Consider the following 14,087-nt stretch of genomic DNA (forward strand, 5'->3'; position numbering starts at 1 on the left):
GGATTAAAGGTAGGTGCATTGACTGCTTGTAGGCAGGAGATAGGTTTAATAAAACGGTCCCAATGTAGTTGCGACCGCCTTATCCTTTAATGATAATTAATCGGAAGATCTTGTTTTAAAACGCAGTAAACGCAATGCATTCAGCGTCACCAGTACTGTAGCACCAGTATCCGCTAGCACAGCAATCCAAAGCCCTGTCACGCCGAGCACAGTGGTTATCAGAAATATGCCCTTTAACCCAAGTGCAAATATGACATTTTGATGGATATTTCTCATGGTGGCGCGGGATAAGGCAATAAGGTTAGCAACGTCTATCACGCGGCTTTTTAATAGGGCAATATCAGCCGTTTCGATAGCCACATCCGTGCCACTGCCCATCGCAATGCCAATGTCTGCCGCTGCCAAAGCGGGTGCATCATTGATACCATCACCAATCATCGCTATTTTACTATTGCTTTGCATCTCACTGAGTAGACGTAGCTTGTCTTCAGGTAACAGCTCAGCTTTCCACTCTATATCTAACTGACTGGCAAGCGCTTTTGCCGTACGACTGTTGTCACCTGTGAGCATGACGGAGCGCACGTTCATCTTGTTAAGCTGGGCAATGGCCTGCTTTGCATCCTCTCGTAACTCATCACGTAGAGCGACCAAACCGAGCGCCTCCCTCGTTTGCTCATCAAACAAAATAGAAACCGTTTTACCATCATTTTGTAGCATCTCAATTTGAATCTGCTGCTCAGCTGGCAACATCACTTTCTCAGCGACGTAGACTGGTGAGCCGATGGCCAAAGAGCGTCCAGCAACCGTTGCATGAACCGCTTTACCTGCGGTCGCAAAGGCGTTGGAGGATCCAGGTATGACTACCTTAGCGGCTTTGGCATGATCCACAATAGCGATAGCAAGCGGATGACTGGAGGTAGCATCGACACTTGCAAACAGTGACAGTAGTTTATCGCGACCCTCAGCATCGCCATGTACTGTTTTAAAATCAATGATATCGGTTACTCGAGGTTTGCCCTCGGTCAAAGTACCCGTTTTATCAAAAGCGACAGTGTTGACCTGACCCACCAACTCCATGACATTACCTCCTTTGATAAGCAGTCCATGGCGCGTGCCGACAGCCAAACCTGAGGCAATAGCGGCAGGTGTTGACAGCACAAGAGCACAAGGACAGGCGATCAGTAATAGCGCTAAACCACGGTATAGCCATACTCCCCATTCTGCTCCCATCAGTAGAGGTGGGATAATAATCACTAAAGCCGCAATCGCCATAACGATAGGCGTATAGTAGCGGCTAAAGGCTTCAATAAAGCGTGCAGTCGGTGCTTTGGACGCTTGTGCCCGCTCCACAAGCTCAATAATACGAGCAATTGTATTATCTGCCGCTGTTTTTTCTACGCGTATTTGTAGTACCCCATCAACGTTGATAGATCCAGCAAAGACCTCATCGCCTATGGTTTTGGCAACAGGAACAGATTCTCCCGTCACAGGTGACTCATCAAGGCTAGACGTACCTTGAACAATCACGCCATCAGCAGAGACTCTATCACCAGGACGCACAAGCACCTTATCATTCACTTGTAGTGAAGTCGCTGCCACCTGACGTTGTTGTCCTTGCGCGTCCAGTAAAATAGCTGTCTTTGGCACAAGCGACGATAATGCTCTGATTCCTGCGCGCGCACGATTAGCTGCGACACTCTCTAATAGCTCCCCAACCGAGAATAAAAAGACCACGGCAGCCGCTTCTTCAGCTTCACCTATGATAAGCGCGCCAATAGCCGCAACAGACATGAGCATTTCAATTGAAAAAGGCGATCCTGCTAACGCCAGTGCAGAAGCTTTGCGAGCAAATGGTAGGACACCGATAGCCACAGCGGCAATAAAAGCCCATGCGCCATATTCAGGGAAAATTAAAGACAATACATATGCGGCACCCATCAAAAGCCCCGTACCAATGACCTGTTTGCCTTTTATGGTTTGCCACCAGCGCTGATTGTCCACCGCTGATTGATTACCATCATTGCCCCTCTCATTTTGTTGACCCGTTAACGCTGACACACCAAACCCTAGGCTTTTAATGGTTTTCTCGATATCTTTAACGCCAGTATTCGTATCAGGCGCCAAGGTTAGCTCTAGCTTTTGAGTCGCAAAGTTTAACTGAACCTCAGAGACACCAGGTATTCGCATTAACGCCCGCTCGATTTTACCAACACAACTGGCACAGTCCATACCTTCAATATGATATTGCATAATCACTTCTCCTCTTGTTAAAGGCAGTATGAACCCTATAGTAACTTTAGGGTCAAGACTTTTAACGATAAAGAGGTTTGATTTTTTATCAGCAAACCTTATAGTTACTTTATTGTTTAGATAATAGAAAATACTATTTAAGGAGATACACATGCTAATCAAAATTGGTGAGCTTGCCACGCGCACCGGTGCGACGGTCGAAACCATTCGCTATTATGAGAAAGAGAGGTTATTACCAAAACCTGCGCGTAGCCAAGGCAACTATCGTTTGTATAATGAAGCGCATTTTGAGCGTCTACAATTTATCCTGCACTGCCGTACGCTCGATATGACTTTGGATGAAGTACGAACCCTGCTTCAATATAGAGATAAACCTGATGAAAACTGCGGTGAGGTCAATGTGCTATTGGATGAGCATATCGATGCGGTAGAGACACGTATGGAAGAGCTGATACAATTAAAGCAACATCTACTAGCGTTGCGGCAAAAATGCGCAAGTGAAGCGCTAGCTGAATCCTGCGGAATATTGCATGCGCTTGCCGATAACTCGTGTCATAGATAAAGTATTCATTTTGATAACACTGTCCACTTTTTATCATTAAAAGTAGACCTATAACCAAAGGCGCGGGGCAAACGCATCACTAAGATGCAGTTGCCCATGTCAGATTTTTTTCAACTGGTCAATATTTTCAGATGTGATTCAGCCCATCGTCCTTTCTGTCAAACAGATAGGCTGCGCGTTTATAAGGCTGATTCATTGCGCTTGTGCAGGGAAACCGCCTTTTGCTAAAGCAGCTGTCATCTGCTCAATACTGGCGATGGTTTCGATACTGACCACTTTGGCTGCTAAATCAATCTTAACCTTGGCCTTTGAGTCGATATTCTGAATAGCTGCTGTCACACCACGGGCACAACCGCCACAGTTCATATTTGCAATCAATAGTTTCATACCCTTTCTCCAAATAAGTTTTATTTCATCACTAAGCTTAAGCCTTGTCATCATGGTAAGGTCAAACACATTTTTGAAAAAATATACTTGACCTTACCATGATGTCAACCTATATGCTGTTGATAATAGATTGAACATGATAGAGGCTGTTATGAATTCAGAAAATAGTAAGTCTTATCTTTATAGTGAGACATTGCCCATTGAGGGTATGACTTGTGCTTCATGTGTGGGACGAGTAGAAAAAGCATTAAAAAAAGTTGAAGGTGTTGAAAATGCTGAGGTGAATCTTGCGACTGAAAAAGCCATGATTTCCTCATCTCAACCTTTAGACCTTATCGCAGTAACCAAAGCCGTAGAACGAGCCGGTTATAAGATCTTGGCATCTCAGCCGATTGAGCTGTCGATAGAAGGTATGACTTGTGCTTCCTGTGTTGGACGGGTAGAAAAAGCATTAAAAAAAGTTGAGGGCGTACAACAAGCAAACGTCAACCTTGCTACTGAACGCGCATGGGTACAAGGCAACGCTCAAGTACAGAGCAGCGATTTGATTCAAGCCGTTAAAAAAGCGGGATACACAGCTAAGCAGATTGAGCAAAGTGTGAGTGTTCAACAGGATAAAAAAGCCACGGAACAGCAACAGCTGAAACGAGATTTAATGATCTCTTTAATTTTAGCCATGCCTGTTTTTATTCTAGAAATGGGATCACATATGATTCCAGCTTTTCATATGTGGGTCATGGACAATATCGGCACGCAACAAAGCTGGTTGATTCAATTTGTTTTGACGACGCTGGTTCTTATCTTTCCAGGGCGACGTTTTTATCAAAAAGGTATTCCGGCATTATGGCGTTTTGCCCCAGATATGAACTCATTGGTGGCGGTTGGAACACTGGCGGCTTATAGCTTTTCTCTCATTGCAACATTTATTCCACAAGTTCTACCCGAGGGCACCGTGAATGTGTATTATGAAGCGGCCGCTGTGATTGTGAGCTTAATTTTATTAGGGCGTTATTTTGAGGCAAAAGCCAAAGGACGTACCTCTCAAGCCATTCAACATCTAGTGGGTATGCAGGCAAAAACAGCGCGTGTTCACCATAATGGGCAAGTGAATGAAGTACCGATTGCAGAAGTAACCACAGAAACGATCGTTGAGATTCGTCCCGGTGAGCGTGTTCCTGTTGATGGTGAAGTGGTTGAAGGTCAAAGCTATATTGATGAATCCATGATTACGGGTGAACCCGTTCCTGTTAAAAAACAAGTGGATGATCAAGTGGTAGGAGGGACGATCAATCAGAATGGAACTTTGAATTTTCGGGCAACGGCCATTGGCGACTCTTCGGTATTGGCGCAAATCATTCGCATGGTTGAACAGGCTCAAGGATCTAAATTACCGATTCAGGCATTGGTTGATAAAGTCACTATGTGGTTTGTTCCCATGGTCATGTTCTTAGCAGCTCTGACTTTTGCTGTGTGGTTTGTTCTTGGTCCTGAGCCTGCTTTGACGTTTAGTCTCGTTAATGCCGTTGCTGTCTTAATCATTGCTTGTCCCTGTGCAATGGGATTGGCAACCCCTACCTCCATTATGGTTGGTACAGGTCGCGGTGCAGAAATGGGCGTCTTATTCCGTAAAGGTGAAGCGTTACAAGCTTTACAGGAAGTTAAAGTCATTGCGGTCGATAAAACCGGCACCTTGACCGAAGGTAAACCAACCTTAACGGATTTTCATGTCCAACAAGGGTTTCAACATGAGCAAGTCTTGCGTATTGTGGCATCGGTTGAAGCAAAGTCTGAACATCCCATTGCCGTAGCCATTGTTCAAGCCGCAGAACAACAAAATATCAGCTTATTACCGATTACCGCCTTTGACTCTGTGACCGGACTAGGGATTAAAGCGGAAGTGACAGGTCAAACCATTCATATTGGTGCTGATCGTTATATGAAGCAATTAGAGCTTGATGTTACACCTTTTGAAAATGAGGCTGCACGCTTAGGACAAGAAGGTAAAACCCCACTTTATGTCGCGATTGACCAAAAGCTAGCAGCCATTATTGCCGTTGCAGACCCTATTAAAGATACCACTTATACTGCTATTGCAGGTTTACATCAACTGGGCTTAAAAGTGGCAATGATTACAGGCGACAATCGGCATACCGCCCAAGCAATTGCAGCAAAATTACATATTGATCAAGTGGTCGCAGAAGTGTTGCCTGATGGAAAAGTAGATGCACTACGTCAGCTGCAACAACAGTATGGACGAGTGGCTTTTGTTGGTGATGGGATTAATGATGCCCCTGCTCTTGCTCAAGCGGATGTCGGTCTGGCAATTGGGACAGGGACAGATGTGGCAATTGAAGCAGCAGACGTGGTGTTGATGTCAGGTAGTCTACAAGGCGTCCCTAATGCGATTGCTTTAAGTAAAGCGACTATCAAAAATATTCGACAGAATCTATTTTGGGCATTTTTCTATAACATTGCCCTGATTCCAATTGCCGCAGGGGTTTTATATCCAGCATTTGGTATTTTGCTGTCACCCATTTTTGCCGCAGGAGCAATGGCGCTATCCTCTGTTTTTGTGCTAGGTAATGCCTTACGTTTAAAGTACTTTCAGGTGCCAGCGATTAAAGCATAGATTATATTAAGATAGGGTTAAAGTAGCCGTTTGGCTTTAACCCTTTTTATATCAGGAGGAAAGTTATGAATATCGGTCAAGCGTCAGAGCGATCAGGAATCTCTCCCAAAATGATTCGCTATTATGAACAAATCGGTTTGCTTGATACCGCCAAACGCTCGAATTCAGGTTATCGAATCTACTCTAATCAAGATATAAAAAACTTATGCTTTTTAAGACAGGCTCGTGATTTAGGTTTTTCCTCCAAACAGATGAAAGAATTGCTTAATTTGTGGAAAAATACAGATCGGCAGAGTGCTGATGTTAAACAATTGACACTGCAACATATCGCAACTTTGAAACAAAAAATAGCTCAATTGCAAGATATGGTGAGCTTATTACAGATTTCTGCTGATCATTGCTCAGGTGATGAAAACGCAGAGTGCGCCATATTAGAAGATCTTGAACAGGGTGAATAAAATAAATTGCATTTGATCTTATCTATTTCCTTATCTATATATCAGTCTGAAAAACGTATACCCCAAGGGAACCAGCTATTTGACCCTTCAAACCTATTAACAAACCACTTAAAACAGACTGCTATAATGGAATCACTTATAACAGACTATTATAGATGTTTATGTTTATCAGAGCGTATCTACGAGCGTCTACCAAAGAACAAGACGCTAAGCGTGCCAAAAATGAGCTTATACATCTTGCTAATGATCATAAAATTGCTGCGTTTATGTCTAGAATAAATCAGGAGCAAAGCTAGTACTTCCAAAGCTGATGCAGCTGATGCAGCTGATCGAAAATGCTAATGCAAACGATGTGATTTTGGTTGAAAAAATAGACCGACTTAAGCATTTAAATCCACGGATCCTTGATGGGCGTGAATAACGCAGTACTATTACGTTGATCATGGAGGGACCTCTTTCTAAGGTCTGCAAGTGTGAGAATTTTCATTAATCATTTCTCTATTTCATAAACTCAGTTAATTTATAGTCTTTTAAATTTGTAGTATCTCTATTCTAAAATCCAATCTTAGTAAACACTCATAATATAAACGACACTAAGTGTCGTGCTATCTCTGACTGACTATTGTTTAATAGTACTATCTTAACTATATTAAACCCATACATATGATATGGCTTTTTGCCGCGAAATGGAAATATAATGAGCAAACCTAGCAACCCTTATACTGATAATAGCTTTGCCTCTTCAGACCTTAAAACCATTTTGCACTCTAAACGTGCCAATATCTATTATCTATCGCATTGTCGAGTCATGCAAAAAGACGGGCGTGTGTTGTATCTTACCGAAGATGATAAAGCGAACCTCTACTATAACATTCCGATTGCTAACACTACCTCACTATTGCTTGGTACTGGCACATCTATTACCCAAGCAGCGATGCGCCTGCTTTCTCAAGCGGGTGTATTAGTGGGCTTTTGTGGTGGTGGTGGCATGCCATTATTTATGGGCAGCGAGCGTGAAGTCTATGTCGAATGGATGACTCCGCAAAGCGAGTATCGACCAACAGAATATGTTCAAAGCTGGATGAGCTGGTGGTGGGACGATGATAAACGTCTTGCCGCTGCCAAACAGTTGCAAATAGCCCGCATTGCTTATCTGCAAGCGGTATGGAATAAAGACAGTGATTTTAAACGCTGGGGTTTTGATAGCAATATCGATGCGGTAGAAATATTGCTTAATGATAATATCCAGCAAATCGATAAGCAGACCGAGGTCATGCATTTATTACAATTGGAAGCTCGCCTGACCAAACAGCTGTATAAATTAGCCGCCAAAAATACTGGTTATGATGGCTTTACTCGTGAGCATGAAGGTATTGATAAAGCCAATGGTTTCTTAAATCATGGCAACTATCTGGCTTATGGACTCGGTGCCACTACAGCATGGACACTCGGCATTCCGCATGGTTTCGCGGTGATGCATGGTAAGACGCGACGCGGTGCCTTGGTGTTCGATATTGCCGATATCATCAAAGATGCTTTAGTGCTACCCCTCGCCTTTATCTGTGCTAGTGAAAATATGAGCGAGCAAGAGTTTCGCCAAGAGTGCATTAATATGTTTACCAAGCACAAAGCGCTGGATTATCAGTTTGAGGTGGTTAAACAGTTGGCGATGACTAAGTGGAAGGTGTAGAAAATGATTGTTACCTTTGTCTCCCAATGCGAGAAAAAATCACTTAAGCGCACACGGCGTATCTTAGACTCCTTTGCTAACCGCATTGGTGATAACGTTTGGCAGACGGCTATTACTGAGGATGGACTTACAACGGTTAAACAGCTACTGCGTAAATCAGCCACCAAATCGACGGCGGTCAGCTGTCATCGTAATAAGACCCGCCAGCTGACAGAATTAGTATGGGTGGTGGGCAATAAACGTCAGTTTAATGAGGTTGGGGTGGTGCCTGTGAACCGTACCAAAAGAAATATACTGCACAGTGAATGGGAGAATGAATGGAGTTATGCCAGTAGTATTCAAATTATCGCTACTATATCTGCCCTACTTCATGACATTGGCAAATCAACCATTGGTTTTCAAGAAAAGCTCAAGGAAGGTAGCAAACAAGGTGACCCTTATCGACATGAATGGATATCCCTAAAATTATTTGAGCTAATAATTGAGAACTGCAAGACTGATGAAGCTTGGCTTAATCGTTTTATACAGCTTAATGAATGGCTAAAAAATAACGATATTGAAAAGTTGTTGGCTAGTGCAAACCATGATGCTGTAAATGTTCAAGATATGCCACCACTCGCTCAATGGGTAGCTTGGTTGATTGTCACTCATCATCGCTTACCGCCGATAAATAAGGTTTATTATTCTCCAAGACAAATCGAGCGACTCAAAAGCTCTAGAGGTCTAATAGATATCAAGGTTGAGTTAAATCAATTTTATGAAAAATTAAATCCTATCGACTACTGGGTTAGAAATCCAACATCTTTACTATCAAGCAAAGATGGGGGTATGACCAAAACTCAATTAAAAGACTTTTGGCAATTTGAGCAATTGGTCATTAATAGCACAGCTTGGCAAAAAAATATCAGACGTTGGGCTAAAAAAGCCCTAAATGACCCGACGTTGATGCAAATAAGTCAACAAGCGATCGATTATGATAAAGCCATCAGCGACCCATTCTTACTGCATTTATCGCGTCTATGCTTGATGGTAGGCGATCATAACTACTCTAGCCTTAAACAAAGTGACTCTCGCTGTATAACAGTCGATAGTAGCTTTAAAAATCTAGCCGCTAATACGGACCGAAGCGCTCACACACCGACTGTCAAACAATCTCTTGAAGAACATTTACTAGGTGTAGGAGCTTTTACGGCACATTTTTGTCGTGCGCTTCCTATCATTGCTAGCGAAATGCCAACTCTACGCAACCATGATCCCTTAGCTAAACCCACTGGTATTGAGCGCTTCAAGTGGCAAAACCAAGCTTTTAAAATGAGTCATGGTTTGCAAGAAGCCACGCGTGAGCATGGGTTTTTTGGCGTCAATATGGCATCCACAGGGGCGGGTAAAACTATTGGTAATGCTCGTATCATGTATGCTTTAGCTGATCCTAAAAAGGGTGCTCGTTTTACTATTGCGTTAGGCTTACGCATTCTAACCTTGCAAACAGGCTTAAGTTTTCGAAAAAACCTAAAGTTGGAAGGCGATCAATTAGCCATACTGGTCGGCGGTAGCGCCAACAAAAAACTGTTTGAAATGGCATATGATAATAAAAATGAAGAATTTACCGATATCATTGGTGAGTATAAAAAAGATGATAAACCCGATAATGAGTCTAAAAGTTTTGGCAGTGAATCTAGCGAGGATTTGTTAGATGAGTTTGTCGATAGTGACATTGATTACCAAGACTATGAAGCGCTGAACCTCGATACCGTTATTGCTAGTCCTAAAGCCCGCGACTTAATCTTTGCGCCTATCGTGACCTGCACTGTTGACCATATTATCCAAGCCAGCGAATGTAAACGCGGTGGTAAATATATTGCCCCTATGCTTCGACTATTAAGTAGTGACTTGATACTTGATGAACCTGATGACTTTGATCAAGCGGACTTGCCTGCGCTGACGCGTTTAGTGCATCTAGCAGGACTTTTTGGTACGCGAGTGCTTCTCTCATCGGCAACCTTGACTCCTGATCTAGTAACAGGATTGTTTGAAGCCTATATGGAGGGGCGAAAACTATTTAATCAAAGCCAAAATAAACCAGTGCCAAAAGTAGTGTGCGCATGGTTCGATGAAAATGAGAAATCAATCACTTCAGCGCAGTGTGGCGATACTACTGGTTTTTATGAGTCTCATAACACTTTTAGTAAACAGCGAGCCACTTATTTAGCCAAACAACCTATACGCCGCAAAGCAGAGATTCTACCCCTTAGCTTAATGAGCTATAACAAAAATCAAGACCATGAGTTTTATAGCAAGCTAGCACAAACACTGGTTGATGGTGCAATCAAACTACACCAAAATCATGCTCTCACACATCAGATGACAGATCAAAAAGTGAGTATTGGGCTCATACGTGTCGCTAACGTCAATAATATTACCAGTATCGCCCAACAGCTTTTTACGCCTGATAATGTACAGCTGCCCACAGACACTGTCATTCATGTTGCTTGCTATCACGCCAAGCAGCTTCTACTACTACGCAACGCATTAGAGAATAAGTTGGATAGAGTTTTAGACCGTAGCGACCCAAAAATAAGCATTTTTGCTCATCCCGAAATCGAGCAAGTTATTACTAATGACCCTACCAAAAACCATATATTTATGGTACTTGCCACACCTGTTGCCGAGGTCGGACGTGACCATGATTATGACTGGTCAATAGTAGAACCCTCCTCTATGCGTTCCATCATTCAGTTAGCTGGACGCGTTTGGCGTCACCGTCCCGACAGAGTTGCTGATGAGCCAAATATCTTATTGTTGCAATACAACATTCGCTATTTTAAGAAACGTCACGCAAAAGCGCCTATTTTTACTCATCCTGGGTTTGAGACTATCACTATCAAGCCAAAAAGTTATGACTTAGCTGAATTGATTACTGCAGAGCAATTGGCGCATATCGACGCTCGACCAAGAATCATTAGCTCTATAAGTAACGACGAGCGTAAGCACAAAAAAGCAGAAACCTTGAGTGAGCTTGAACATCAAGTCATGCATGAACTATTAAACAGCAGCAAGCTAAATTATGTGAATGCTTATTGGCACGCTGATGCTACGGCAAACCGTGCCCATACTCATTTGCAGCAGATAACGCCCTTTCGAGCAGGCACGCCGCAAGACGATTGGTTATTGATCCCTAAAATAGTCAATGACGATGAAAGCACCGACACGCCATCACAAGGTTTTGATGCTTATTACAGCGAGGATGTGTTTGAGAAAGGCTTAACTCGCGCAGTCCCGCATAATCAAGAGCTGCAAGTATTAAATTTTGAATTTACGCACCCTTATATTAAACCTTGGCTACTGACAACGACTCAAGCAGCGCTTAAAGATATACAGCGCAAACAACCTGATAAAAGCCTGCGCTCGCTTGCTATTACTTATTCGTCTGTATCACTTGATCGAATAACGCTGAATAACAATAGAGGCTGGAGGTTTCATGAGTTTTTTGGCTTTATGCGCGAGTAAGCTGAGTTTAAGTGTGACAGGCATAAAAAAGCACGGTGTTAACCGCGCTTTGCGATAAGCCACCTATGCGGTGGTAAAAAAAGTTTTTTACTGTAACAGCATTTTCTAAGTCACCTATGTGGTGATATTGCATTATATCAGTTTTAAACCACTCTCTTAAATTAGACTAAGAAAGATGTTTACTATTTATCTTGTTAGTTCTATAGTAATAGAAAGCTTATATTTATAAGTATTTAATTGTAATAGCATGGATAAAAAGGGATTTAATAATGTCAGATATAAACCAAAAACTGGCAAGTGGCGCTATCAAAGCGTTTCTTGCTAGCCAATACGAGAAAAAGACTGAAACCGAGCAAAAGCAGCTCGTTAAAGCCGTTGAGAGTAGCGACTACGAAAAGGTTACAGAGCTAAAAGAGACTTTATTAGATGTTAATGAAAAGTATAGCGTCGCTAATTGGATTCCTGACGCAGCAACTCGTATGGCAAAGCAGCTGAATTTTGGCACTCATATCTCAAAAGGCGTGCATCCTGACGCCAAAGGCGATAATGTCAGTTTTAAATCAATTAATGATTTACCGGAAACCATCGTAGGTACGCATTCAATAGATAGCAACTATATTGATGCTAACGGCAATGCAGCTGCTCTGCCACTTGCTGCTTTTTTTGATTTCGAAATAGGTGAAGGCAATAAAATTCGTGACCTTATCTTAGCTGAGAATACAGATTTCATAGCTTCTCTTGCTAGTGACCAAAAAATAGCAAAGACTTATCAGCAAGCTTTCAAGTCTGCAATCCAAAACCCTATCACTGAACCTGCCACCCATGAGCGTAATAAACAGACGTTATGGGTTACTAACAATTATCAGGGCGAAAGTCTTGAGCAGCTCGATTATATCAATATCGTTCCGCTCTATCCTTCTGTCCTTACTCATGAGGTCTATCAGCGCATAAACCATCTTAAATTTTCTGAGGAAAATAAGACAGCACGCGATAACCGCTTTAGTAAAACATTAGAACAGCAACCCTATGTGAGCTTAAATAACTTAGCAACCGTTCAGCTCGGTGGCACTAAACCACAAAACGTTAGCTTACTAATGAGCAAGCAGGGTGGACGCAACTATCTCCTTCCCTCTCTACCTCCAATATTAAATCTAGCAGATAGCACTTTTAAGCCTTCTAAGTTTGCTAACACTATCTTTGCCAAGTCTTTAGCTAATAAGATCAATCCTATCATTCAAGATATCTTTTATGTGATAAAAAGTGCCAAGAACAATGTCGAGATTCGCGATGCACGTAAAGAGGCGATGGATGAAATTTTGAAGAGCATTTTTGAGTTTGCCAATTATATGCGTAACGATCTGCCTGCTGGCTGGACAAAGGACTCTGAGCTGGATGAGTGTGAGCAGTTTTGGTTAGACCCCAAGCGTGCCGAATTGCCTGACGAAGAGGAATGGAGTACTCGTCGCGTGCAGACAGAGTGGCACAAAGAAATTGTTCATCGCTTTTCTCGTTGGATGAACACTTTATTACAAGAGAAGTTTAAAGATATTCGTACTGATATTGCTGATCCTGAGCACCACCAATGGGAGCAGGAGATTGACGCTATGAAGCGCTTGTATGAACGAGCAGGTAAAGGAGTATTTTTATGAGTGAGTCAGTTATCGGTTATTTACTGTTCAAAAAAGTAGTTATTGAGGGTGCTAATGCTATCTCTAGCCCCCTAACCTATGGTTTCCCTGCTATCACTGGATTTTTGGGTAGCTTTCATGCGATGTCACGTAGACTGGCGGCTCTTAAAGAGTTAGATGATTTGTCTCTAGGCGGTGTATTGCTCGCTTGTCACGAGTGCCATCCACAGATATACCGAGACAAAAGCTATAGCAACTATACGTTCAATCAAACGCGAAATCCAATCAAAAAAGATGGCAAAACCGCTTCTATTATTGAGGAGGGTAAATGCCGATTGGTCATGAGTTTTGCGGTTGAAGTATTAGGCAGTAATAAACCTGATGAAGCGAAAACTGAAATCCTGGTGACCAAAACTAAACAATGGATTCAGCAACAACGCATGGCTGGCGGTAGCGTGCAGGGAATTGATCGTTTCAATCCTGTGCAGTTTATTAGTTATGATGATGTCGATGCTATCACAGCTCATCTATTACCTGCCTTTGTACTAATCGACGCGCAAGAGGAGTTTGCTGAGATTATTGATGAAGTACAAGCCGACAATCCAGACGCTACACCGCTCGATGCATTGATAGAGGTTTGTGTGTTACATCATATCCCTGAAATTCAAAAAAACGGCGATACGAAATGGGCAGCGACTTCTCGTAAAACAGGGCGCGGCTGGTTAGTACCGATGCCGATAGGTTATCAAGGTATCTCTGAGCTTTATGATGCGGGCGTCATGCAAAATGTGCGCAATCCTGAATACCCTAGCCAGTATGTCGAAACCATTTATAGCCTTGGAAAGTGGGTGTATCCACAGCGCTTAGGCGGAGTATATAGCGAATATGATATCGCCAATGCGTTTTGGCGTTACCATTATGATAATGAACAGAATCTGTACCTAGTAACTCAAGAACCTGAATTTTAATAACCCTT

Annotated in this window: 9 protein-coding genes; 7 read left to right on the top strand and 2 right to left on the bottom strand. The window is 42.6% G+C overall.

Annotated features, from left to right (window positions below; all coding sequences use genetic code 11):
* Positions 1–96: 96 nt before the first annotated feature.
* Positions 97–2,250 carry a heavy metal translocating P-type ATPase gene (locus ACP7AA_RS01240; RefSeq protein WP_068406856.1) on the bottom strand — a complete coding sequence of 718 codons (2,154 nt, stop codon included), beginning with the start codon at positions 2,248–2,250 and terminating at the stop codon, positions 97–99.
* A 151-nt stretch (positions 2,251–2,401) separates the two neighbouring features.
* Between ACP7AA_RS01240 and cadR the strand changes: the two genes are divergently transcribed.
* On the top strand, positions 2,402–2,812 hold the full coding sequence (cadR, locus tag ACP7AA_RS01245; RefSeq protein WP_068406859.1) for a Cd(II)/Pb(II)-responsive transcriptional regulator: 411 nt from the start codon (positions 2,402–2,404) through the stop codon (positions 2,810–2,812).
* Positions 2,813–3,004: 192 nt separating this feature from the next.
* On the opposite strand, the gene ACP7AA_RS01250 is transcribed toward cadR, so the two are convergent.
* Positions 3,005–3,199 carry a heavy-metal-associated domain-containing protein gene (locus ACP7AA_RS01250; RefSeq protein WP_025646094.1) on the bottom strand — a complete coding sequence of 65 codons (195 nt, stop codon included), beginning with the start codon at positions 3,197–3,199 and terminating at the stop codon, positions 3,005–3,007.
* A 151-nt stretch (positions 3,200–3,350) separates the two neighbouring features.
* Between ACP7AA_RS01250 and ACP7AA_RS01255 the strand changes: the two genes are divergently transcribed.
* The 6 genes from ACP7AA_RS01255 to csy2 all read left to right on the top strand — a co-directional run bounded on the left by ACP7AA_RS01255 (position 3,351) and on the right by csy2 (position 14,079).
* Positions 3,351–5,828 (top strand): heavy metal translocating P-type ATPase, encoded by a 2,478-nt coding sequence (locus tag ACP7AA_RS01255; RefSeq protein WP_426222405.1) that lies wholly within the window; start codon positions 3,351–3,353, stop codon positions 5,826–5,828.
* Between the two features lie 65 nt (positions 5,829–5,893).
* The gene (cueR, locus tag ACP7AA_RS01260; protein ID WP_036600606.1) at positions 5,894–6,286 is read left to right on the top strand and encodes a Cu(I)-responsive transcriptional regulator; all 393 of its coding nucleotides are present in this window, start codon (positions 5,894–5,896) and stop codon (positions 6,284–6,286) included.
* A 697-nt stretch (positions 6,287–6,983) separates the two neighbouring features.
* Positions 6,984–7,976, top strand: coding sequence for a type I-F CRISPR-associated endonuclease Cas1f (cas1f, locus tag ACP7AA_RS01265; protein ID WP_201594478.1), 993 nt, complete (start codon positions 6,984–6,986; stop codon positions 7,974–7,976).
* A 3-nt stretch (positions 7,977–7,979) separates the two neighbouring features.
* Positions 7,980–11,483, top strand: coding sequence for a type I-F CRISPR-associated helicase Cas3f (cas3f, locus tag ACP7AA_RS01270; protein WP_068406871.1), 3,504 nt, complete (start codon positions 7,980–7,982; stop codon positions 11,481–11,483).
* 269 nt (positions 11,484–11,752) lie between these two features.
* Positions 11,753–13,132 carry a type I-F CRISPR-associated protein Csy1 gene (csy1, locus tag ACP7AA_RS01275; protein WP_426222406.1) on the top strand — a complete coding sequence of 460 codons (1,380 nt, stop codon included), beginning with the start codon at positions 11,753–11,755 and terminating at the stop codon, positions 13,130–13,132.
* A complete protein-coding gene (gene csy2 / locus ACP7AA_RS01280; protein ID WP_426222407.1) occupies positions 13,129–14,079 on the top strand; it encodes a type I-F CRISPR-associated protein Csy2 in 951 nt (316 codons plus the stop codon). The genes csy1 and csy2 overlap by 4 nt, the downstream gene beginning before the upstream one ends.
* Positions 14,080–14,087 lie beyond the last annotated feature (8 nt).

This window comes from Psychrobacter sp. DWR1-2-3, assembly GCF_049896465.1.
Lineage (GTDB): Bacteria > Pseudomonadota > Gammaproteobacteria > Pseudomonadales > Moraxellaceae > Psychrobacter > Psychrobacter maritimus.